Here is a 23,103-nt window from a genome sequence, read left to right as displayed (position 1 = left end):
ACACTGTGTTAAATACGCTCGACTGTGACGCGGTCGGTAAAGAAGGCTATCTGGCCCTTAATGGCTTGGGCTTCGTCCGTTTTTGGGTCTTCATAAGACCACGCCGCATCGTCAATCTGCCCTGATGCCGTTGAAATGGCATAGTAGCTGGCCATTCCCTTCTTGAGGCATTTGGTGGTGCTTTGGGTCTTTTCCAAAAGCGCCATGGCGATATCTTCGCGCGGAAAGTAGATCACAGCGGGCTGATCGCCCTCACTCAATTCCAATGCCGCAGCAGACTCCGCCACGATCGCGCCGCCTGCGCGCACAACATATTTCCCCGATGCAGGGCGAATCGACATTGTGTTGGTCATGAATAGATCTCCTTCGTGAGCCTCTCATACAGGCTTGGTCTGAGAATAGCTAGGGAAGGTAACGGAAAGACTACGCGATGGGCGCAGTGGCCTGTCGCAGCCATGCCTGCGCCTCGGGCGGCACCAACGGCATCAGGGCTTTGGCCACGCGGGCGTGATATTCGTTCAGCCATGCGATATCCGCCGCCGCCATGTCATGGCTGACCACCAACCGCCGATCAATGGGGGCGAGGGTCAAAGTTTCAAATTCCAACATCGCCCGCGCATTCCCACCCGCAATTGGGGCGGCCTCTTGGACGACAATCAGGTTTTCAATGCGGATCCCATAAGCCCCCTCTTTGTAGAAGCCTGGTTCGCTTGATAAAATCATCCCAACCTCGAGGGGCACATCCGAGGCGCGACTGATCCGTTGTGGGGCCTCATGCACGCTGAGATAGACCCCGACACCGTGACCTGTTCCGTGGTCGTAATCGCGTCCAGCGGCCCAGAGGGGGGCGCGGGCCAATGCATCCAAATCCCGCCCTGCCAATCCTTTGGGGAAGCGCGCGCGCGACAGCGCAATCATGCCACGCAAAACTTGGGTGAAGGCCTGTTTTTCCTCAATCCCAACATCCCCCACGGGCAGGGTGCGGGTGATGTCGGTGGTGCCATCAAGATATTGCCCGCCTGAATCGATCAAAAACAGCGTGTTTGGCGCAAGCGGCGCATTGGTGGCCTCGCTCACGCGATAATGCACAATCGCGCCATGTGCGCCTGCGCCTGCGATTGTATCAAAACTGATATCTTGCAGCGCGCCCGTCTCGCGGCGAAAGCGTTCAAGCGCGCAGACGCACTCAATTTCAGTCAACCCGCCTTGAGGGGCGTGATGATCAAACCAACGCAAAAACTGCACCATGGCGGCCCCATCGCGCAGATGTGCAGCACGGGTTGCGTCAATCTCGGCGGGATGTTTGCGCGCCTTGGGCAGGGTGCAAGGCTCGGGGCCTTCGTCAATTTCTGCCCCTGCCTCGGCTAAAATCATCCGCAGTTTATGGGGGGCTGTCTTGGGATCAAGGCGGATGGGGCCAGAGTTTGCCTCTTGGCGCAACCGCTCCTCAAAGCGGTTGAGCGGGTAAAGCGTGACCTGATCGGGCAGATCAACATCCGCGAATTTCGCAGGGTCGGCAAATACGCTGATGATGCCTGTGCTTGAGAGAATGGCGAAGGCCTGAACCACGGGAAGATGCGGCAGGTCGGCGCCGCGAATGTTTAACATCCAACAGATGGAGTCGGGCAGGCTGAGCACAGCGGCGCTTACGCCTTGGGCGGCGAGATCAAGCCCCACTTCGCTACATTTTTCAACAGCGCTGCGGCCCGCGTAGTGCAATGGATAGGCGCTCGCCTTCCCATCAGGCGGCGGCGGGCGGTCAGACCAAAGCGCGTCAATTGGGTTCTCAGTAAGAGGGCGCAAGGTGATCTGATGGCTTGCAACAGCCTCTGCCAAGCGATCAATCTCGGCCATTGTGTGCAGCCATGGATCAAACCCGATCACGCCGCCCTTCGGCAATGCTGTGGGCAGCCATGTTTCAAGTTTGGTTTTGGGCCAATCTACAGGGGTGAAGATGTCTAAATCGACCTCATCGCGCACCTGAAGGCGGTAACGGCCATCAATAAAGATACCAGCCTGCTCTTTGAGAACGGCACAGAATCCCGCCGAGCCAGAAAATCCGCTCAACCACAAAAGCCGTGCATCACAAGGCGCAACATATTCGCCTTGATGGGCATCGACGCGCGGCACTAAAACACCATCGACCCCAAGTTTTGGAAAACAGTCACGCAAAGCGGCCACGCGCGGGGCGCCTTGGTCGGGGCGGGAGGCAGTATCAAAACTTTGAAACTCTGCCCGCTTATCCAAACCGATATAACCCTGATTTTGCGCCCCCGTTGCGCAGTCCCATAACGCGGGCGCGGGCCCTCGGGTCAGTGTCAAAGAGGGCCGCCAATTGTTCGGTGATTGCCCCTGCCAACTGTTCCGCATCAGTGATCGTCACGGCGCGCTCGTAATAGCGGGTTACATCATGACCAATGCCAATCGCCAGCAATTCCACGGCACGGCGGCGTTCAACCATGCTGATCACATCGCGCAAGTGCTTTTCAAGGTAATTCGCGGGGTTCACGGATAAGGTGCTGTCATCGACAGGCGCGCCATCCGAGATGACCATCAAAATTTTGCGCGCTTCGGGGCGGGCCAACATCCGCTTATGCGCCCATTCCAGCGCCTCGCCATCAATGTTTTCTTTCAAAAGGCCTTCTTTCATCATCAGGCCCAAATTGTCGCGCACCCGTCGCCACGGGGCGTCTGCTGATTTATAGATGATGTGGCGCAGATCATTCAGACGACCGGGTTGCTGCGCGCGCCCTTGTGCCAGCCATTCCTCGCGCGCGCGCCCACCTTTCCACGCCCGGGTGGTGAAGCCCAAGATTTCGACCTTTACATCGCAGCGCTCTAGCGTGCGCGCCAGAACATCGGCGCAGATTGCCGCGATGGAAATGGGCCGCCCGCGCATCGAGCCTGAATTGTCCAAAAGAAGCGTCACCACCGTGTCGCGGAATTCGGTATCCTTTTCGACCTTAAAGGACAAAGGCGTTGTAGGATTGGCCACAACCCGCGCAAGGCGGCCTGCATCCAAGATCCCTTCTTCGCGGTCAAACTCCCACGAGCGGTTTTGCTGCGCCTGAAGGCGGCGCTGTAGTTTATTCGCCAAGCGGCTGACCGCGCCTTTCAAAGGTTCCAACTGCTGATCAAGATAGGCGCGCAGGCGTTCAAGCTCCTGAGCTTCGGCCAAATCTTCGGCGGCGATTTCCTCGTCATGGGCGGTTGAGAATACGATGTAATCTGGGTCGGCATCCGAATGAGGGGGCGCTTGGGGCGGTTCAACGGGCGCGTCTCCATCGGGCAGTTCTTGTTCCTCGCCCTCCTCGGAATCGCCGTTTTCATCCATTTGCACCTGTGCCTGAGAGGCGTCCTGCTGTTCTTCTTGCGAACGCTCTGGGTCGGCATCGGCGCTGTCATCTTCCTGACTTTCGCTATCGCCTGTGCTGTCTGGTGTTTCTTCTTGCTCCTGATCTTGATCGGCGCTGTCCTCATCCTCTTGGTCGTCCAATTGGTCGGGGTCATCGCCCAGTTGGTCAGCATATCCCAGATCAGAGATGAATTGCCGCGCAACGCGCGAAAAGGCGGTTTGATCGTCCAGCGACCCTTTGAGGGCATCTAGGCTTTCGCCGCAGCGTTCTTCAATGAAGGGGCGCCACAGCTCTACGATATTTTGCGCCTCAGGGGGCAGCGGGCGGCCTGTTGCAATCTGGCGCAGCATATATCCCGCCGCGGTCGACAGCGGCGCATCGCTGCGTTCGGTAATTTCACCATAGGCCTTGCGCCGCGCCTCTGCGCCGATTTTTGCGTCAATATTCCCAGCTGTGCCAGGCATGACGCGGGCACCAATGGCTTCGCAACGGGCGGTTTCAATCGCCGTCATCAAATCGCGCGCAATCGGCCCCGTGGGTTCGTATTTCGCGGCAATGCGGGGGTTGTGAAAGCGATGACGCAGTGCGAACGCATCAGCCGTGCCGCGCGCAAGCAGAACCTCATCGCGGCTCATGCGGCGGCTGATTTGCGGCAGGCGGATCGTGTCATTGCTGGCACCAGGCGGGTCAACCGAATAGCTGACCCCGAGATCGGGGTCATTGGCCAAAACCCGTGTCGCATCGGCAAGCGCCTTTTTGAACTGATCGGCTGGATTATCGGTGGGCTTGCCCATTGGGTGTCGGTCTTTCCTTAGCCAAGGCTGACGCTTGCAGCACTTTCTGGCAATTCTTCATCAAAGCAGCGCTGATAAAACTCTGCGACAGTCTGGCGCTCTAGCTCGTCACATTTGTTGAGGAAGGACAAACGGAACGCATAGCCCGTATCGCGGAAAATCTCGGCATTCTGCGCCCAGTTGATGACGGTGCGCGGGCTCATCACAGTCGACAATTCCCCGTTCATAAAGGCCGTGCGTGTGAGATCGGCAACTGTGACCATCTGGCTGACCGTTTTGCGCCCCTCTGCCGTGTTGTAATGAGGGGCCTTTGACAGAACGATTGCGGCTTCGGCATCATGGCTGAGATAGTTCAAGGTCGCCACGAGGCTCCAACGGTCCATCTGCGCTTGGTTGATCTGCTGCGTGCCGTGATAAAGACCTGTGGTGTCGCCCAAACCGACAGTGTTTGCCGTTGCGAATAGGCGGAAATATTTATGCGGCTGAATGATCTCGTTTTGGTCAAGCAGGGTGAGCTTTCCATCATGCTCGAGCACGCGCTGGATCACGAACATCACATCAGCGCGTCCCGCATCATATTCGTCAAACACGATGGCGACAGGATTGCGCAAGGCCCAAGGAAGGATGCCCTCATGGAATTCGGTCACCTGTTTGCCATCGCGCAGTTTGATGGCGTCTTTGCCGATTAGGTCAATACGGCTGATATGACTGTCGAGGTTCACGCGCACGGCGGGCCAGTTCAGGCGGGCGGCGACCTGTTCGATATGGGTGGATTTCCCTGTGCCGTGATAGCCTTGGATCATCACGCGGCGATTGTGCGAAAACCCCGCCAAAATCGCCAATGTCGTGTCGCGATCAAATTTATAGGTTGCGTCGATCTCAGGCACACGATCAGTCGCGTCAGCAAAGCCTTTAACCTTCATATCACTGTCGATGCCAAAGACATCCCGCACCGAAATTTCTTCGGTGGGTTTTGCATCCATTGCCAAGCTTCCATCTGCCATATCGTAAAACCTCGGGGGAGTTAAAATGCGTCACCTGTGGTGGTGCAACATATCGCGCTGCGCCGCAAGGGGAAGGGGCGTAGGAATTTTGTCTCCGATTTGGGGGTGATTTCCGCCAAAATACACGCTTAACGCGAAAGACAGGTCACCTTTGCCGTGATCGCCTGCGCAAGCCGCGCTAAGGTCTCGCCGCGCAGCGGTTCCTCTCGGATCACACGGGGCAGGGCAGGCAGCCCTGCCGCTGCAAGCGTTATGGTGATATCGGTAGCAGGCGTGACAGCCCCCCCGCGATAAAGCCCCAAAAGCCCGCCCGTGGCATCAAGGACCGGCCCGCCCAACTCGGTTTGCGAGGGGTTTGGATAGGCGGGGCCTGCGTCCTCCAAGGGTCGCAAGGTGGCCGCTGAAAGCCTGCCTTCATAGGCAAATCCAGCGATATATTGCGCCGATCCCATCCGAGAGGCGGCTGTAAATTCCGCCAAAGCTGGTGGGGTCAGCGGGGTGTCGGGCGCAATCACCACAATCCCAAGGGCGCTGTCGCGGTAAATCTCCCGCGCGGAAACCGCATCATTGAGGCGTAGGGTGGGGCAGGTTTGCGGCAGGCTTGCATCGGTTAAGACATGGCCTGTGTCCGTCACAAAAACGCCTGAGCGTTGCGCAAGGGGGCTTGGCTCTGTTTCCGATGTATTCAGTGCGGGTGATGTGCCGCTTTGTGCGGTGTCACGCTCTAACACGCCCTCTAATGCCAGGAAATTTTCCTCAATCTGCGGCATCAGCCGTGCGATGGGGGTATATTCTGTGGCGGGGCCACGGATGATTAAACCCTTAATCGCGCCGCCCTCTAAGCGGGCAAAACCTGTGGTAAAGCGCGCCGCATCACTGGCGGCAATATCAAAACGGCCCCGCAGCATATCGCGCAAGCCCCCTTCGGGCATGATGTCGGCATCTGTTACAATCTCGAACAAAGACTGCAGCCGCGCCTGATCCCCCTCAGCGGAGATCAACACGACCTCGACCCCGCGCGCATCTGTTGGGGCAAAGACCGCAAAGGGGGGGGCGTAGGTCGCGAATTCCACATATCCCATGGGCAAGAGTGCTGCGATGCCCGCGCGGGTGTCCGTGATCCGCTCTAGGCCAAGTTGCGCTAAGTCTGCCTGCCATTGCACGATTAAATCTGACCGTTCGGCGGTGGTTGATACCCCCGTTTCGGGCCAGTCATTCCTGCGCTGCCATGCCGCCATGGCCGCCCTCGTGCCCGCGCCAAATACCCCATCAATCGCCCCATCATAAAGCCCGAACCATTGCAGCGCGCGCTGTAAATCATCGCGCGCGGCGGGATCAAGATCCGCTTCGCCTGCGCGCGCTTGGGCAAGGGTTTCTCGCGGAGGTGCATCTGTTTGGGGCGTGGTTACAGGGGCGGTTTTTGGTTCCACGGGTGTTTGTGATGGTTTTTCAGGCGCATCTTGTGGCGCGACCTCGGGCAAAGGTTCAATTGCGATCACCTGCGGTGCTGTCGCTTGGGCCGCAATAGGCCAGAATTGGCGCGTGTAATTTTGCGGCGTTTGCATATAGCTGTCGCTAGGGATTTGACCTGAGGCCCTTAGATCGCGCAGGCGTTCCTGTGCCGCATCGCGCGGATAGGGGCCGAGGGCCAGCGCATAAAGGCCCGTGCGCATCATAAATCCTGCCACCCCCATGGTGGCGCTGCGGCTCTCATAGACGCGCAGACGGGATTGCGCCGTAACCAGATCGGGATGCGCTTCGATTTGCACCCAAACCAAATCTGTTTGGGCCTGCGCTTGGGCCTGTGGCGCGTGGCCAATCAGACTGGCGCATAGAATGGCCAAAGAGATCACAATTGCCGCCCGCAACCGCGCAGTCTGACCTGCCCGAACCCCGTGATTTTGCATACTGCCCTAATCCGTAACCTTAAGGGTGATTTTGTTCAGGTTATCCGCGAAACGGACGGGATGCACCCCGTTTTCACCAATAATTTCGTAAATTTCCCATCGCGCAGGTCATAAGCTGTGATTGACCCTCGGCATCCTGCGTCCTATGTGGTCGACAACTTTCGTTAAGCCCAAGGAACGATCAATGTCGCGCATGGAAAAGCCCCACAGTTTCCAAGAGATCATCCTGCGTCTTCAAACCTACTGGGCGCAGAAAGGCTGTGCCGTGATGCAGCCCTATGACATGGAGGTCGGGGCGGGAACCTTTCACCCTGCCACAACCTTGCGCAGCTTAGGCTCGCGGCCTTGGGCGGCAGCTTATGTGCAGCCTTCGCGCCGCCCCACCGATGGCAGGTATGGGGAGAACCCTAACCGCTTGCAGCATTATTACCAGTATCAGGTGCTGATCAAACCAAGCCCGCCCAATTTGCAAGATCTCTATCTTGGTAGCCTTGAGGCCATCGGGATTGATATGGCGATGCATGACATTCGCTTTGTGGAGGACGACTGGGAAAGTCCGACTTTGGGCGCTTGGGGCCTTGGTTGGGAAGTTTGGTGTGATGGCATGGAGGTCAGCCAATTCACCTATTTCCAACAGGTGGGCGGGCATGATTGCCACCCTGTGTCGGGCGAGTTGACCTATGGTCTTGAGCGTCTGGCGATGTATGTGCTGGGCGTGGATCATGTGATGGAGATGCCGTTTAATGATCCAGATGCACCGATTGCGTTGAAATATGGGGATGTGTTCCGTCAGACCGAGGAAGAATATTCCCGTTTTAACTTTGACACGGCCAATACAGACATTCTTTTGCGCCAGTTCGAAGAGGCAGAAGCCGAATGTCAGCGCATCCTTGCCGCAGAAAATATTGATCCCAAAACAGGCAAGCGGATCATCATGGCGCATCCCGCCTATGATCAATGCATCAAGGCAAGCCACATGTTCAACCTGTTGGATGCCCGTGGGGTCATTTCGGTGACGGAGCGGCAAGGTTACATTGGGCGGGTGCGCGCATTGGCGAAACTGTGCGCTGACGCTTTCGTGCAAACTGAGGCGGGCGGATTTGAGGCGGGGCAGCACGCATGAGCAATAAACGCGTGGGTCGTTTTGTGGTGGTGGCGATTGCCCTCTCGGCTTTGGCGGCAGGGGCGGGAATGTGGTATGCGCAAACCCGCGCCTATTATGCCCCTGTCATGCCCGATGATCCGCGCGGGCAGATCACGCTCAGCGTTGATGGCGCGCCCACGCGTTTGGCCATTTCCAACTTCGATGGCATTGACAGCAACAGCTCGCCCATTCGGTTCCGCGCTTGTTTTGATCTCGAGGCAGGCCAAGAGGCGCTGATTTCGGCTGCGGAACCTTATGAGGGGGCAACGCCCTTGATCGCGCCATCTTGGTTCCAATGTTTTGACGCCGAGGCGATTGGTGCCGCCCTAGAGGCGGGGCGCGCAACCGCCTATTTGAGTGCGCGCGATTTTGTCTATGGGGTCGATATCGTGGTTGCCTTGGATGACGCGGGGCAGGGCCATGCTTGGCGGCAGATCAACCCGTGCGGCGAAGCAGCCTTTAATGGGGATCCTGTGCCAGAAGGGTGCCCCCCTGTCCCTGAGGGGATGCAATGACCGAAACCCTCACCGAACTTGAACAGTTGCAAGCCGAGTTTGATCGGTTCCGCCGCCGCGCGCGCCGCAATGCGCGCAAGGCGCAGGTGGATGGGCTGTTGATGGGGGTTGTGTCGATGCTGACCCCGCGTGATGTGGTGTGCGATTGTGGGGCGAATGTGGGGGATGTGACCGCACAGCTTGCCGCGTCAGGCGCCCATGTTCACGCATTTGATCCTGATCCCTATTGCATTGATACGTTAAAAAAACGCTTTGCCGATGCGCCGAACGTGACCATTCACGAAGCGGCACTTGGCACGCGCGAAGGCACGATCCAATTGATGCGGGCTGTCAATTTTGACGAAAACCCAAAAGGTGCATCCGTCAAATCCACTGTCTTGGAAGGCTGGCGGATGATTGATCAGGATCTGGAGCACGCGATAGTTGTGCGCCTGTTGGATTTCCCCGCCTTTTTGCGTGATCTCATCGCAGAGCATGGCGAAATTGCCTTTGTCAAAATGGATGTCGAAGGTGCTGAGCTTGACCTTCTCGAGGCGATGGAGGCGGCGGGCCTGTTTGACGCAATCCGCCTGACTGTGGCTGAAACCCATGAAAATAAATTCAAAGAGCTTCGGCCCCGTTTTCGCGCTATGAGCGAACGCCTGAGCGAGGCCTATCCGATCACCCGCGTCAACCTTGATTGGATCTAACGCGACCGCAATAGGACGAAATCTATGCCCGATCTTCTGCTGGAACTGTTTTCCGAAGAAATCCCTGCCCGCATGCAAGCCAAAGCGGCCGAGGATTTGAAATCGCTTGTGACCAATGGTCTGGTTGAGGCGGGGCTGACCTATGCATCCGCGGCAAGTTTTGCGACCCCCCGCCGCCTGTGTTTGGTGGTGGACGGGCTGAGCGCCAATTCCCCAACCACAACACAAGAGCGCAAAGGCCCGCGCGTGGATGCGCCAGAGGCCGCGATCGAAGGGTTCTTGCGCGGCGCAGGCGTGTCACGCGATGCGCTTGAGACACGCGAAGATAAGAAGGGCGAGATTTATGTCGCCCGTATCACCCATCAGGGGCGTGATGCTGCGGATATTATTGCGGAATTGGTGCCATCGGTCATTCGCAATTTCCCATGGCCGAAATCCATGCGATGGGGGGCAGGCTCTTTGCGTTGGGTGCGGCCTTTGCATTCGATCCTATGCCGCTTGACCGATGAGGCGGGCGCAGGCGTTGTGCCCTTCGAGGTTGATGATATCGTGGCGGGTGACAAAACGCGCGGCCATCGCTTCATGGCCCCTGATGCCTTTTCTGTCAGCAGTTTTGAGGATTATGAAGCCAAGCTGAAACGTGCCCATGTGATCTTGCGCGCTGATGAACGCGCAGACGCCATTTGGCACGAGGCCAGTCAAATGGCCTTCGCCGCGGGGTTGGAATTGGTCGAAGATCGCGGCCTTTTGGCGGAGGTGGCGGGCCTTGTGGAATGGCCCGTTGTTTTGATGGGCGAGATCGGCGCGGATTTCTTGAACCTGCCACCAGAGGTTTTGCAGACCTCGATGAAAGAGCATCAGAAATTCTTTTCTGTGAAGAACCCCAAGACAGGGCGGATTGAGCGCTTTGTGACTGTGGCCAACCGCATTACCGCTGATGAGGGCGCGACCATTTTGGCGGGCAATCAAAAGGTGCTTTCTGCGCGTCTGTCAGATGCGAAATTCTTTTGGGAAAATGATTTGCGTGTGGCAAAAACGGATATCACCCAATGGACGCAAAGCCTTGAGAATGTGACCTTTCAGGCGAAACTTGGCTCGCAGGCCGCGCGGATCGAACGGATCGCGGATTTGGCGGCGGAACTGGCCCCAATTGTGGGGGCGGACGCAGATCAGGCGCGCCAAGCGGCAAAGATCGCCAAGGCGGATTTGTCCTCTGAGATGGTCTATGAATTCCCTGAATTGCAGGGCTTGATGGGCCGCTATTACGCCGCTGAGGCAGGCTATGCGCCTGAAATTGCGAAGGTTGCGCAGGAACATTACCAACCCCTTGGCCCGTCAGATGATGTGCCAAACGCGCCTCTCTCGGTCGCCGTGGCTTTGGCCGATAAGATCGACACGCTGACGGGCTTCTGGGCGATTGATGAGAAACCAACAGGCAGCAAAGACCCCTACGCGCTGCGCCGTGCGGCCTTGGGGGTGATCAGGTTGATTTTGGACAATGGGGTGCGCTTGAACTTATCCGCCCCCTTCGTTTCGCGTGGTGCGGCTTTTGGGTCTGATGCACCTGAGGCTGTAGCCGCAGACCTCCTTTCGTTCTTTCATGACCGCCTTAAGGTGCATTTGCGCGATGAGGGCATTCGCCATGATGTGATTGATGCCTGCCTGTCGATGGCCGGCAATGATGATTTGGCCTTGGTCGTGGCGCGGGCGCGCGCCGTGCAGGCGGTGCTGTCGACCGATGATGGTGAAAATCTGATCCAAGGTTATCGCCGTGCCAACAACATCCTGACGCAAGCAGAGGCCAAGGATGGGGTGGAATATCGGTTTGGCGCAGATATGAAATTTGCAGAAACCGATGAAGAACGCGCGCTTTTCGCGGCCCTTGCCGCCGCGCGGGAGGCGGCCAACCCCGCCCTAGCCTCAGAGGATTTTGCGGCCGCCATGGCCGCTTTGGCCGCGCTGCGCGGGCCGATTGATGCCTTTTTCGAAAAGGTGCAGGTCAATGCGGATAGCGAAATTGTGCGGCGCAATCGTCTGAACTTGCTGCATGAAATCGTGGAAACTTGTGGCAAGGTCGCCGATTTGTCGCGCATCGAGGGGTAATGCTGCATCGCGGCGCTTTACAGATAGCGTTATGATTGTATCTTAGTGTCTTGGCCAGTTTCGGCTAAGAGTAAGAATTGCAAATGAAAAATCGCCCCGACTATATGCTGATCACCGCCACGGCGGATATGCACACAGCCACCCATGGCAATCGCGCCAAATGCTTGCAGCGTTTGGTGCGCTTGGGCTTGCCCGTGCCTTTGACAGCGGCCTTGTCCTTTGACGCTGTGCGCCAAATCGCGCAAGGGGTGGTTCCTGATCTGGCCCCGCTTTGGGCCGAGTTTGGCCCTCATGCCTTGGTTTCTGTGCGCTCCAGCAGCCAAGCTGCGGATTGGGGCGGGCCTGGCACGGTGCTGAATATCGGGATGAATGACGAATTGGCCGAACATTTGGCCAAGGTTCATGGGCGCAGCGCGGCAGATCAGCTTTATGTCAATTTCATCCGCGCCTATGCGGTGGATGTCTTGCGTCTGGATGCCGATGAATTTGAGGGGCCGCTGACCCCACGGATTGCCAAAGACCATTTCGAGGATGAAGCGGAGGAGGCCTTTCCCCAAGACCCTGCAGTGCAGTTGCGCGAGGTTCTGCGCTCTATGGCGCGGGCGTGGGAGGGGACAACCGCGCGGCTGTTGCGGCAGGCGCAAGGCGCACCTGCTGATGCGGGGCTTGGTCTTGTGGTGCAGCGCATGGCACTGGGTGTCGGTGAGGGTGTTTCGGGCTCTGGCATCGTTCAGATGATTGACCCTGACACGGGAGACGCCGATGTGATCGGTCGTTTCGTGCCGCAGGCGCAGGGTCGAGTGGCATTGCGTGATGATGATGCGCTCTACATCCGCAGTGATGCGCGTGGCCATTCCCTTCAAGATGCAGCGGCAGAGGCTTATCATGACCTGATCGCTGCGGGCGCTTTGATGCGCGAGAAATTGCGCGAAGAAATGCAGATTGAATTCACCTTGATGAATGGTCAGCTGAACATTCTTGACGCAGTGCGTGCGCCCCGGTCTGCACGCGCGGCTGTCGCAACAGTGGTCAATTTGGCCAATGATGGCGTTATTTCGCGCGGCGAGGCTTTGTCGCGGATACCGCCCTTTTCTTTGGGGCAATTGTTGCACCGTCAGGTGGATGCAGAGGCCGCCCGTGATGTTTTGGGGCGCGGTATTGCCGCCGCACCTGGGGCTGCGACTGGCAAGATTGTCTTTTCGTCTACCGCGGCCCAGGCCTTGGCCGCGCAAGGCGAGGCCACAATTTTGGTCAAGCGCGAAACCAGTTCAGAAGATGTGCGTGGGATGCACGCCGCGCAGGCCGTTTTGACCGAGCGGGGTGGTATGACCAGCCATGCCGCCGTGATTGCCCGCGGGCTTGGTTTGCCCTGTGTGACGGGGGCAAGCAGCCTGCAACTGGATATGCGTAAGAAAACGCTCACCACCGCAGGGCGGCGCGTGTTCCACGAGGGGGATGTGATTACTGTTGACGGCTCCTCTGGTGATATTTTGGTGGGGGCTGCCAAGATGATCGAGCCTGCTGTTGGCGGGGCCTTTGCCACGCTGATCCACTGGGCTGATGAAATTCGTGATATCGGCATTCGCGTCAACGCGGACACAGTCGAGGATGTCGAAACCGCGCAGCAATTCGGTGTTGACGGGATCGGATTGTGCCGCACAGAGCATATGTTCTTTGATCCAAATCGCCTGACTTTGATGCGCGAAATGATCTTTGCCGAAACCGAAAGCGACCGCGCGGCAGCCTTGGATCGATTATTGCCAATGCAACGGGGTGATTTCACCGAGCTGTTTAAACGGATGCAAGGCAAGCCTGTGTGTATCCGACTTTTTGATCCGCCTTTGCACGAATTCTTGCCCTCAGATCGCGATGGCATTCGTGCCTTGGCCGAAGCGTTAGATTTGCCTGTAAGCCGCGTGGCCGCGCGCATTGAATCGCTGCAAGAATATAACCCAATGCTGGGGATGCGCGGCGTGCGTCTTGGGATCACCGTTCCTGAGATTTATGACATGCAGGCCCGTGCGATTTTTGAGGCAACCATTGCCGCAAGCGAGGGGAAAAACCCCGTTGTTCCCGAAATCATGATCCCGCTTGTTTCGGCCAAGCGTGAGGTTGAGTTGGTAAAATCAAGGGTGGATGCGGTGGCCGCGGCCGTTGCCGCGCAAAATGGCAAAAGTTTCACCTATCGCCTTGGGGTGATGGTTGAGACGCCGCGCGCAGCGTTGCGGGCGGGCGAGATTGCGGAATCTTCCTCCTTTTTGTCATTTGGCACCAATGACTTAACCCAAATGACCTATGGTTTGTCGCGCGATGATGCGGGGCGCTTTATGTCGGCCTATGTTCAGCAAGGTGTGTTTGTGGAAGACCCGTTCACCCGCTTGGACACGGAAGGGGTGGGTGAATTGCTGCTCATTGGCGCAGAACGTGGGCGCGCTGTCCGCCCCGAAGTGACCCTCTCCATCTGTGGGGAGCATGGCGGTGATCCAGATTCGATCCGCTTTTCGCGGATCGCTGGTTTCGACTATGTGTCCTGTTCACCATTCCGTGTTCCTTTGGCCAAGCTATCGGCGGCACAATGGGTTTTGGAGGAAGAGACTCTCTCTGCAAAGCGTTGATATTGCGTTGAGTCTGCCATCTGATTTGCCAAGGCCTACGTCTAAATGATGCGGTGCGCTGCGCGTCAAACACAAAAACGCGGGTCAAGTTGTCGGTTTTAGAAAACCGTGCTAATGACTCTGTCGCAATCTGAACAACGGATTGCGACATTGGGGATCAACCCCAAGGAGCAGAGGCAATGGGTTTCAAACAGGCATGTGCTGCGATTGCGGCCTCCTTGTTATTTATGTCAAATGCCGCCTTGGCAGAAACGTCCTCAATCTATGATGGGGATTATCCCGTTGTGATGTCATCTTCGCAGCCGCAAGCCGGTTCGATGGAATTGCGCCTATCGTCTTTAATGTTTGATGAGCGCGCTGCGTTGCGGGGCATCAGCCCCTCACAAGTCGCCCGTTTGGGTGCGCCTGTGCGCTCCCCCTTTGGTCGAAATGGGGCGCCGCGTCAGATTTATAACGAAGCCCAATTGATGTCTTTGCCCCGTCCACGCAGTAACGCGCAGCATCGATGCCTCACCGAGGCGCTTTATTTCGAGGCGCGCGGCGAGCCGATCCGCGGTCAATATGCCGTGGCCGAAGTGATTTTGAACCGCGTGGATAACGACAATTATCCAGATAACATTTGCGATGTCGTCTACCAAAACGCGCATCGGCATTTGGCCTGCCAATTCACCTATGCCTGTGATGGCATCCCCGAGAATGTGACGGATCGTGCCATATGGGACCGCCTGTCGCGCATCGCCCGTTTGATGATGGATGGCGCGCCGCGCACCCTCACCTCAGGGGCCACGCATTATCATGCGGATTATGTCCATCCTGACTGGGCGCGGGTTTATCCGCGCACTGCCACGATTGGGCAGCATCTGTTCTATCGTCAGCAATATTAAGCGCGGCGCAGCAGCGGGTCGCTGATAGCGCGGGTTGCGGCGGTTTTGACGCCTGTCTTTTGGAGTCTTTTGGGCTATGCAACCTGCAAAAAGACGATCACGAAAGCCTACGCCGATGACGGATGATATTCGACTTGCTTTTGCCCACCCGTCCGAGCGGGCCAAGGCGACCGCCACAGATGCCCCGCTTGATCGTATTTCGATGTCCAATCATGAGCGGGATGTTGAAATCGGTGCCTTTCAGGCCGAGCGCGGGATTTTGCAGCGTATCCGTTTTAATGTGGTCGTAGAGGTGCGCTCTCAGGCGGAAAGCGCCGAGGATGATGTGGACCGCATTTTGTCCTATGACCGCATTGTCGAGGCGATTGATGCCGAGCTTGCGCAGGGCCGTGTCAATTTGCTGGAAACGCTATCGGTGCGAATTGCAGAGCGGGTCTTGAGCCACCCGTTGGCTGCGCGCTGTTTCGTGCGAATTGAGAAATTGGATCGCGGGCCCTATGGTTTGGGGGTCGAGATTATGCGCGAAGCAGAGGCCAATCAGCGCCTTAGTCTTCTTGCGGATGATGGCCCGCATCCTTTGATCGTGTATTTGGCCAATGATGCAATAGCGCGCCCTGATTTGGCGCAGCTCCTAGATCACCTTGAGCAGGCAGGTGCCCCTGTCATTTTGTGCGTGGGCAGCACGGGCTTGGCGCAGCCTCAAGCCCGCCATGGCCTGCCGCAGCGGCGGATTGATCTGTTGGATATGGAAAAGAACGCTTGGGTCTTGGCCTCTTGCGATGATCGCTGTGTGGTGGTGGACAGTCGCACAGAATTGGACTGGGCCATGCGGCAGGGGCAAATTTCGGTTTGGGCCCCTTCAAAACTGGTTTTGGACAGTGCCGAACCACCCAAAGGGGCAAAAGTGACGGGGGAGCAATTGGCGCTGTGGTTGGCCGAGCAATTTGAGGCGCAGCGTATTGTTTATTTGGGCGGCCACCCGCCGTTGAAATCATCTATCCCTGTGCAGGCATGGCCGTTTGACGTGATGCCTGATCTTTAATTTGGCCAGTAAACTTGATGGACGCTGAGCCACAGGGTAGGGCTAGTCCTATGACTGATTATTATCGCCCCATACCCGTTACGGGCCCCGCGATCGGGCCTGATGCCGTGCCCCTTGCAAGGGGCTGGTGCCATTTCACGCATGTTGAGCGGTTAAACCGCACGGGCGCGCGCGAGATTTTACCCGCCGCAGACTTGCCCGCGGCATGGCGCGCGCCGTTGACGGCAGCGCGTGGTGATTTTGCCACTGTGCCTATGGGGCGCCCAAGCCTTATGGGAATTTTAAACCTCACCCCAGACAGCTTTTCCGATGGTGGGCGGCATGAGGACATCCAAGCCGCGCTGGAGCAAGCCCATCGTCTTGTGGCGGAAGGCGCAGATATTTTGGATTTGGGCGCAGAAAGCACCCGGCCAGGCGCCAAAGAAGTGCCGCAACAACAAGAAATCGCGCGCCTGATGCCTGCGCTAGAGGCCTTGCGCGGCTCTGGGGTGATCTCGCTTGACACGCGCAAGGCCGATGTGGCGCGTGCGGGCCTTGCTGCGGGCGCGCAGGTGATCAACGATGTTTCAGGGTTGCGCTTTGATGCAACTATGATTGAGGTTCTGCGCGAGAGCCGCGCGCCCTTGATCTTGATGCATTCGCTTGGCACGCCTGAAACCATGCAAGATTTGGCCCCCGATGCCTATCAAGATGTCGTTCTCGATATCTACGATGGGCTTGCTGCGATGCGCGATCAGGCGCTTTCTGTGGGGCTGACGCATGACCAAATCTTGCTTGATATTGGGGCGGGCTTTGGCAAGACCTTTGCGCAAACCCGCGCGTTGTTGCGTGACATCAGCCTGTTCCATGGGCTTGGCTGTGGGTTGCTTTTGGGGGTATCGCGCAAAGGGTTTGTGGGCCATGTGACGGGGATCAAACAGGCAGATCAGCGTGATGCTGCATCGGCGGCAATCGGCCTATGGGCCATATCGCAGGGGGTTCAGATGCTGCGTGTCCATGATATAGCCGTGCATCAAGCGATGATTTCTGCCTATATGGCAGCAAGCGGTTTGACCCTTGGGGAGGGGTAATAAAATGGCACGAAAATTATTTGGCACGGATGGGGTGCGGGGTCAGGCAAACAGCTATCCCATGACCGCCGATATGGCGCTGAAATTGGGGGCGGCGGCGGGGCGCTATTTCCGCCGCGATATGGAGCGTGGCCATCGTGTTGTGATCGGGAAAGACACGCGCCTGTCGGGCTATATGTTGGAAAATGCGCTGACGGCGGGCTTCACCTCCACGGGCATGGATGTGCTGTTGCTGGGGCCTGTGCCAACCCCTGCTGTGGGCCTTTTGACCCCCTCCATGCGGGCCGATGTTGGTGTGATGATATCCGCAAGCCACAACCCCGCCTCAGATAATGGGATTAAGTTTTTTGGCCCTGACGGATTTAAACTGTCAGACGAGGCAGAGGCCGAGATCGAAGCCCTTGTGTTTGGGGATATTCAACCTGCACAAGCGGGCAATATCGGGCGCGCACGGCGCATTGATGATGGTCGTTTCCGCTATGTCGAACGCGTCAAAGGCACATTCCCCCAAGGTCTGAGCCTTGAAGGTTTGAAGGTTGTCATCGATTGCGCCAATGGTGCCGCATATCGCGCCGCCCCCGAAGTGCTGTGGGAATTGGGTGCCGAAGTCGTGGCGATTGGCGTGAGCCCAGATGGGTTCAATATCAACGAAAATGTCGGCTCAACAAAGCCGCAAGCCGCGATTGCCAAGATCAAGGAAACAGGGGCCGATGTGGCCTTGTGCCTTGATGGCGATGCTGATCGCATTGTGATCATTGATGAGGCGGGCCAAGTCGCGGATGGGGATCAGATCATGGCGCTGTTGGCGGCGCGATGGGCGGATGAGAACCGTCTCAAAGGTGGCGCCTTGGTGAGCACTGTGATGTCGAATTTGGGATTGGAGCGGTTCCTGAGCGGGCGCGGGATTGGCCTACACCGCACGGCCGTTGGGGATCGCTATGTTGTCGAGGCGATGCGCGCAGGTGGTTACAATCTTGGCGGTGAGCAATCGGGCCATATCGTCATGAGCGACCATGCCACCACGGGTGATGGGTTGATGGCAGGTTTGCAATTCTTGGCTGAAATGGTGCGCCAGAACAAACCTGCAAGCGCGCTTGCCCGCAGCTTTGATCCTGTTCCGCAGATGTTAGAGAATCTGCGCTTTTCACCTGACAAAGCCCCGTTAGAGGCAGCATCAGTCAAGGCCGCCATCGCCGAGGCAGAGGCCCGATTGGGGCAGGCGGGGCGTATTTTGATCCGCAAGTCAGGCACAGAACCCCTCATTCGCGTTATGGCCGAAGCCGAGGATGAGGGGCTCATGGCGGCTGTGGTTGGGGATATTGCGGCGGCCATTCGCGCCGAGCTGTAACCCCGTGCTGACTGTCCCTTTTGGGATTTTTCGCAAAACCACCTTTTCAGATCGGCTTTGCAATGTCATACCCCGCGCAAGGCCTGATCTTGTTGCGCGAGGTGGATCATGTTGGACGAACAAGACCTCCATCTAGATGATGATCGTGACGCTTATGCGTTGGACGATAGTCTGCGCGCGCAATTGCGGCGTGCGGTCAGCGCAGAGGATGTAGATGCCATCGATGCGTTGATGGAGCCGCTACACCCTGCTGATATCGCTGATATTCTCGAACAAATCTCCAGCGGCGAGCGTGCAGCCCTTCTGGCGCTTTGGTCGCGTGGGATTGATGGTGAGGTTCTCTCTGAACTTGATTGGTCAATCCGCGAAGACATTCTGCCGCTTTTGCCAAGCGATGTTCTGGCCGATGCTGTGCGCGAGTTGGACTCGGATGATGTTGTTGATCTGGTCGAAGACCTAGAAGAAGATCAGCAAGGGGCCATTCTTGGCGCGCTTGACGATGCCGATCGGGTCGCGGTTGAACAAGCGCTGAGTTTTCCAGAAGGGTCTGCTGGGCGTCTTATGCAGCGCGAGGTGGTGCGCGCGCCTGAACATTGGAATGTCGGGCAGATGATTGACTATCTGCGTTCCGAAAAAGCGGAATTGCCCGAACAATTCTATCACATCATTCTCGTGACCCCTGCAATGAAACCTGTGGGTTATGTCTCGCTTGGGCGGCTGTTGTCGAGCGCGCGGGCAACATCATTGAAGGACATTCTGGAAGACAGCTTTCGCACTATCCCTGCCAAGCAGGATGAAGATGATGTCGCCTACGCCTTTAACCAGTATCACCTGATCTCTGCGCCCGTTGTCGATGATGATGGGCGATTGGTGGGCGTGATCACCATTGATGACGCGATGAGCGTTCTTGATGAAGTCAATGAAGAGGATTTGCGCCGCCTTGCAGGTTTGGGCGTGGATGAAAGCCTCAGCGACACGACCTTTGAAACTGTGCGTCAACGCTTTCCTTGGTTGTTTGTCAATTTGGGCACAGCGATTTTGGCCTCGGTGGTGATTGCTCAATTCGAAGCGGTGATTGCGCAATTGGTGGCCTTGGCCGTGTTGATGCCGATTGTGGCCTCTATGGGGGGCAATGCGGGAACGCAAAGCCTTGCCTTGGCTGTGCGTGGGCTTGCAACGCGCGACCTCACCTCCGCCAACCTGTGGCGCGTTGTGATGCGTGAGGCGGGCGTGGGGGCTTTGAACGGTTTGGCCTTTGCCCTTGTGATGGGCGTTGTGGGTTATGTTTGGTTCGATTCCGTTCTCTTGGGCGGCGTGATTGCAGGCGCTATGGTGGTTAATCTTGTTGTGGCGGGATTGGCGGGGATATTGATCCCCGTTGCGTTGGAACGCTTTGGCGCAGATCCTGCGCTCGCCTCAGGCACATTCGTGACCACGGTCACCGATGTTGTGGGCTTCTTCGCCTTTCTTGGCCTCGCAGCACTTGTCCTGATTTAGCCGTTTGGCACTTCTAGCGTGATGTTTTCGCCGTCCTTGATGTATTGAAGGCTGTCATCGCCAATCGCGGCGACACGCCCCCCGTCAAGACGATCTCCAACTTCGACCGTAACAAACCGACCCGAAGGCAGGCGCACCAAGGCGCGGCGGCTGCTCGAAGGGCCAGTGACACCAATCAAATTCGTGTCGCGCAAATTTATGGCATTGCGATTGGTCGCGGCGCGGGTCACCCGTTCGCCGGATGGGGTGTCGGTGCTGACGGCGGCGATTTCCGCCTCAATTTCCTCATCTGCGCCTGATTGTGCGGCGGCCTCTGCGGCAACACCATTTGGTGCAGCGGCGCTTGCGGGTGTTGCAGCGGCCACCACCGCCTCAAAGCCCGAGGGGCGGGCCTGTGGCAAAAGCGAACGTGAGACAGCCAAGTCGCTGATCAAGGCCTGATTGGCGCTGCGTCCTTCACTGACGGCGAGGGCTGCTGCCTCGGCGGCGCGGGCTGCTTCGGCAATTTCTTGAAGCGAGGCGGGGCGCAGTTGCGGCGTGATGCTGCTCAATTCGCTGCGCGTAAAGCCGTTTAATTGCTGGCGCTCAAGGATTTCTGCGAAGTTCTCAGGTCTGAGGCGTGGCAGCGTGCCTGCCAATGTTTCGATTTGCTCAAGCCGTGCCGCACGGGCCGCCTCTAGGATGGCATCAGGGCGCGGGATTGCCGCAACCGGGGGCGCCGCATCAAAGACCAATACGCCATCGGGGCTCAACGCCCCCTCAGGGGTTGGATCAACAAGACCTGCGCTGTTCAAAACGCTGCCTGTGCCAAAGGGGATCGGCGAGAGGATTGGCGGCGGGGCATCATCGCCGATGCCGCCCAAGGGTGGGCGTAGGGCCAGCGCATCTTGTTGGGTCAAGATCGGGTCAATCGCGGCAAGGATGGTGCCGTCACGCCGTGGCCTTGGCGCAGTAAGGGTAGGCGGTGTCGCCATAAGTGCCACATCGGGCGCAGGCAGGCCGCTTGCCACAGGCGCGCTTGGGGCAGGTTCGGCAACTGTGGGCGTTGCCGCGACAATTGCGGGGGCTTCAGGCGTCACATCTTGCTCTGGGGCAGAAGGCATTAGGAGAAATGCCGTAACAATCACGGCAATCCCCCCTCCAAGACCAAGGGCCATTCCTTTGCGAAAACGCGGCACGAAGAGCGCGATATCCTCTAGTCGAATTTTGCGCTTGGGGGGGGGGATGGTTGCAAGGTTTTGCACATAAGGTGTCGGCTTGAGGCGCTTTGCCAAACGAAAGATGGGCGTTCCATCATAATCATCTGGCAGTGTTTCCACGGTCAACGCCACAGCCGTGATCCCGTAGGATTTTATAAACTCTTGCGCGGCTTGGATGGTTTCCGCAGCAATGGCGGCGATTTGGATCACGGAATCCGTGCGCAGCCAATCATATTGCAATTCTGACAATTCATAGGGGGTGAGGCCATCCAATTTTGCCTCTACTGCGCGCCGCGCAGCGGTGGGGGTGGCCTCATCAGGGGCTTCGCAGCTTGTAAACAGAACTTGCTCACGCGGTACAATCACCAAAACTTGGGCGTTGTCTTTCGCCTCAATCAGAGATTTCATCTGCGCAAAAGCGGCGCTGAGATCCTCCGCATCTGGCGCGGTGCGAACGACAACCTCCCACGCATCATCAGAGCGGCGTGATGCAAGGCTAATGGCCTTGGGCGACAGGTGTAGCGTGAACTCCGTGCTCAAAATACCGATGCGCTTCTCGTTAAGTGGGCCAAAGGGGGGGGCGAATTTTTCTCCTCCTTGCGCCCAACTCTATACGATAGTTGCAGGGGGCATAAACCAGATAAGCGCGATATTTATAAAAATTTGAACGAGATCAGCGCCATTACTAGTAGTCGCGCGTCAGGGCCACGGCGATCAACAGCACACCAATCAGCAGGCATGCATCAAACAGTACGACAGCCGCCAATTCAAACAGCTCTGAAAGCCCAAATTCTGCATTGGGCGCCATCACCCATGCACAGATCATCAAAATTGCACTACTTGCGATAGTGACGGGTGGTAACACCCGCCATGACTGGCGCTGTGCAACTGTGGTGTAGTGCCCCAAGAAAGCCAGCAGTTTGAATGCGAGAACGGGCAGCGTGAGCCCGATCATGCCCAGTAAGAAAAGATGGGCATCATTTTCGGTGTCGTAGATATATACAGTCAGCGCGATACCTGGCAGGCCGTAGAGAAGCCCAGAGTGTGAATAAAGCCAAGCGGTCAGCACTTTGGCAATGGTTGCAAAGCCAAAGAAGATCAAAACGGACTCCGTGGCATGATGGAGGGTCGCATTGGTTTGGCCCACCAAGCCATGATTAATCGCCGCAGCAGCCAACAGGCCTGCGGACACGAAAAACGCGGTTTTCAAATGTGAAACAGTGCGCAGGAACGCAGGTCCCGCAAGACATCTAAACCATTTAACCACGCGGTTAACTCCTTCGGAGGTAAGAGCCCGCTCCGAACTACAATAACCAACCTTAAAGTCTTGTTGTGAATCAAGACCTATTACTCATGCCTAAATATTGCAAATACTTATATTTGACTGATGTCAATCGTCACGCTGCAAAAGACGGGGCCAATGCTCTGTCTTGCGATAGTGTTTGGCGCGACTGTCAGGATTCAACTGTATAAACCCCTTTTTCATAGGGGATTTCAGCGCACGATTGAAGGTGGCTGTGGGGACGTCTCGCATCAACGGATGATTGTGGATCTCTGCGGATGTTAAAATCTCATCTGGATTTTCAGCCTAAAGGTCGATCGCGTGTAGAAGATCAAGTTCTACTTTGGGCAGTGAGACAAGGCCCAAGTCCCGCTCAAGCGACGCCAGAAGCTGGCGCATGCGCGACAACACATTGAGCGAGCTTTGATCCACGCTTAAACTCCGTACTAACCGACCGCGCGTTTATACCAATCTCGCCGCCAAGCCGCTCATATCTCACATCTATATGTAACTATAATTCATATATGTTTCTCAAGTACAACGCCTTCTTTGAATTGAAATTAATGAAAATAATCAAAATGATTGAAAACGAGCGCCCAATGTGTCACATGCGATTCACGGGGAAATCTCAGACCTGGAGTCTTGATGCAAGCG

17 protein-coding genes are annotated in these 23,103 nt (G+C 57.1%); 10 read left to right on the top strand and 7 right to left on the bottom strand.

The genetic code is table 11. From position 1 onward, the window contains the following. Nucleotides 1-8: 8 nt before the first annotated feature. The 5 genes from AAC621_RS02875 to AAC621_RS02855 form a co-directional block, all read right to left on the bottom strand. Nucleotides 9-353, bottom strand: coding sequence for a DUF427 domain-containing protein (locus tag AAC621_RS02875; RefSeq protein WP_340252048.1), 345 nt, complete (start codon nt 351-353; stop codon nt 9-11). A gap of 70 nt (nt 354-423) precedes the next feature. Next, the gene (locus AAC621_RS02870) at nt 424-2,247 is read right to left on the bottom strand and encodes an aminopeptidase P family protein (protein WP_340252046.1); all 1,824 of its coding nucleotides are present in this window, start codon (nt 2,245-2,247) and stop codon (nt 424-426) included. Beyond that, nucleotides 2,240-4,150, bottom strand: coding sequence for a cobaltochelatase subunit CobT (gene cobT / locus AAC621_RS02865; protein ID WP_340252044.1), 1,911 nt, complete (start codon nt 4,148-4,150; stop codon nt 2,240-2,242). Before cobT ends, AAC621_RS02870 begins: the two co-directional genes overlap by 8 nt. Before the next feature lie 17 nt (nt 4,151-4,167). Next, nucleotides 4,168-5,154: a cobaltochelatase subunit CobS gene (cobS, locus tag AAC621_RS02860; RefSeq protein WP_340252042.1), complete on the bottom strand. Its 987-nt coding sequence runs from the start codon at nt 5,152-5,154 to the stop codon at nt 4,168-4,170. 128 nt (nt 5,155-5,282) lie between these two features. Further along, nucleotides 5,283-7,061 carry a peptidoglycan-binding protein gene (locus AAC621_RS02855; protein WP_340252040.1) on the bottom strand — a complete coding sequence of 593 codons (1,779 nt, stop codon included), beginning with the start codon at nt 7,059-7,061 and terminating at the stop codon, nt 5,283-5,285. A gap of 184 nt (nt 7,062-7,245) precedes the next feature. Between AAC621_RS02855 and AAC621_RS02850 the strand changes: the two genes are divergently transcribed. The 10 genes from AAC621_RS02850 to mgtE all read left to right on the top strand — a co-directional run bounded on the left by AAC621_RS02850 (nt 7,246) and on the right by mgtE (nt 19,968). Continuing rightward, a complete protein-coding gene (locus AAC621_RS02850) occupies nt 7,246-8,184 on the top strand; it encodes a glycine--tRNA ligase subunit alpha (protein WP_340252038.1) in 939 nt (312 codons plus the stop codon). Further along, the gene (locus tag AAC621_RS02845; RefSeq protein WP_340252036.1) at nt 8,181-8,720 is read left to right on the top strand and encodes a DUF6446 family protein; all 540 of its coding nucleotides are present in this window, start codon (nt 8,181-8,183) and stop codon (nt 8,718-8,720) included. Before AAC621_RS02850 ends, AAC621_RS02845 begins: the two co-directional genes overlap by 4 nt. Next, entirely contained in the window at nt 8,717-9,409 is a 693-nt protein-coding gene (locus tag AAC621_RS02840; protein ID WP_340252034.1) for an FkbM family methyltransferase, read from the top strand. Before AAC621_RS02845 ends, AAC621_RS02840 begins: the two co-directional genes overlap by 4 nt. 24 nt (nt 9,410-9,433) lie before the next feature. Next, entirely contained in the window at nt 9,434-11,512 is a 2,079-nt protein-coding gene (gene glyS / locus AAC621_RS02835) for a glycine--tRNA ligase subunit beta (protein WP_340252032.1), read from the top strand. Between the two features lie 83 nt (nt 11,513-11,595). Further along, complete coding sequence (locus AAC621_RS02830) at nt 11,596-14,127, top strand: putative PEP-binding protein (protein WP_340252030.1); 2,532 nt, start codon at nt 11,596-11,598, stop codon at nt 14,125-14,127. Nucleotides 14,128-14,306: 179 nt separating this feature from the next. Continuing rightward, complete coding sequence (locus AAC621_RS02825; RefSeq protein ID WP_340252028.1) at nt 14,307-15,011, top strand: cell wall hydrolase; 705 nt, start codon at nt 14,307-14,309, stop codon at nt 15,009-15,011. A 115-nt stretch (nt 15,012-15,126) separates the two neighbouring features. Beyond that, nucleotides 15,127-16,053, top strand: coding sequence for a dihydroneopterin aldolase (locus tag AAC621_RS02820; RefSeq protein ID WP_340252025.1), 927 nt, complete (start codon nt 15,127-15,129; stop codon nt 16,051-16,053). A 50-nt stretch (nt 16,054-16,103) separates the two neighbouring features. Continuing rightward, on the top strand, nt 16,104-17,123 hold the full coding sequence (folP, locus tag AAC621_RS02815; RefSeq protein WP_340252023.1) for a dihydropteroate synthase: 1,020 nt from the start codon (nt 16,104-16,106) through the stop codon (nt 17,121-17,123). Nucleotides 17,124-17,127: 4 nt separating this feature from the next. Then, a complete protein-coding gene (gene glmM / locus AAC621_RS02810; protein WP_340252021.1) occupies nt 17,128-18,471 on the top strand; it encodes a phosphoglucosamine mutase in 1,344 nt (447 codons plus the stop codon). Between the two features lie 108 nt (nt 18,472-18,579). Further along, the gene (gene mgtE, locus AAC621_RS02805) at nt 18,580-19,968 is read left to right on the top strand and encodes a magnesium transporter (protein WP_340243090.1); all 1,389 of its coding nucleotides are present in this window, start codon (nt 18,580-18,582) and stop codon (nt 19,966-19,968) included. Here the strand turns inward: mgtE and AAC621_RS02800 are convergent. Together AAC621_RS02800 and AAC621_RS02795 are read right to left on the bottom strand one after the other, a co-directional pair. Then, on the bottom strand, nt 19,965-21,707 hold the full coding sequence (locus AAC621_RS02800) for a hypothetical protein (RefSeq protein ID WP_340252019.1): 1,743 nt from the start codon (nt 21,705-21,707) through the stop codon (nt 19,965-19,967). The genes mgtE and AAC621_RS02800 overlap by 4 nt on opposite strands. A 145-nt stretch (nt 21,708-21,852) precedes the next feature. Continuing rightward, nucleotides 21,853-22,434: a hypothetical protein gene (locus AAC621_RS02795; RefSeq protein WP_340252017.1), complete on the bottom strand. Its 582-nt coding sequence runs from the start codon at nt 22,432-22,434 to the stop codon at nt 21,853-21,855. Nucleotides 22,435-23,103 lie beyond the last annotated feature (669 nt).

Source organism: Roseobacter sp. HKCC-CH-9208 (assembly GCF_037805125.1).
Lineage (GTDB): Bacteria > Pseudomonadota > Alphaproteobacteria > Rhodobacterales > Rhodobacteraceae > M30B80.
Note: the sequence above shows the minus strand (reverse complement) of the source record. Positions and strands in the feature narration are given on the sequence as shown.

Bases quoted from the DNA above. Each gene is read 5' to 3' on its own strand.
- AAC621_RS02875 (WP_340252048.1), bottom strand. From the start codon at position 353: ATGACCAACACAATGTCGATTCGCCCTGCATCGGGGAAATATGTTGTG.
- cobT (WP_340252044.1), bottom strand. From the start codon at position 4,150: ATGGGCAAGCCCACCGATAATCCAGCCGATCAGTTCAAAAAGGCGCTT.
- cobS (WP_340252042.1), bottom strand. From the start codon at position 5,154: ATGGCAGATGGAAGCTTGGCAATGGATGCAAAACCCACCGAAGAAATT.
- AAC621_RS02855 (WP_340252040.1), bottom strand. From the start codon at position 7,061: ATGCAAAATCACGGGGTTCGGGCAGGTCAGACTGCGCGGTTGCGGGCG.
- AAC621_RS02850 (WP_340252038.1), top strand. From the start codon at position 7,246: ATGTCGCGCATGGAAAAGCCCCACAGTTTCCAAGAGATCATCCTGCGT.
- AAC621_RS02845 (WP_340252036.1), top strand. From the start codon at position 8,181: ATGAGCAATAAACGCGTGGGTCGTTTTGTGGTGGTGGCGATTGCCCTC.
- AAC621_RS02840 (WP_340252034.1), top strand. From the start codon at position 8,717: ATGACCGAAACCCTCACCGAACTTGAACAGTTGCAAGCCGAGTTTGAT.
- glyS (WP_340252032.1), top strand. From the start codon at position 9,434: ATGCCCGATCTTCTGCTGGAACTGTTTTCCGAAGAAATCCCTGCCCGC.
- AAC621_RS02830 (WP_340252030.1), top strand. From the start codon at position 11,596: ATGAAAAATCGCCCCGACTATATGCTGATCACCGCCACGGCGGATATG.
- AAC621_RS02825 (WP_340252028.1), top strand. From the start codon at position 14,307: ATGGGTTTCAAACAGGCATGTGCTGCGATTGCGGCCTCCTTGTTATTT.
- AAC621_RS02820 (WP_340252025.1), top strand. From the start codon at position 15,127: ATGACGGATGATATTCGACTTGCTTTTGCCCACCCGTCCGAGCGGGCC.
- folP (WP_340252023.1), top strand. From the start codon at position 16,104: ATGACTGATTATTATCGCCCCATACCCGTTACGGGCCCCGCGATCGGG.
- glmM (WP_340252021.1), top strand. From the start codon at position 17,128: ATGGCACGAAAATTATTTGGCACGGATGGGGTGCGGGGTCAGGCAAAC.
- mgtE (WP_340243090.1), top strand. From the start codon at position 18,580: ATGTTGGACGAACAAGACCTCCATCTAGATGATGATCGTGACGCTTAT.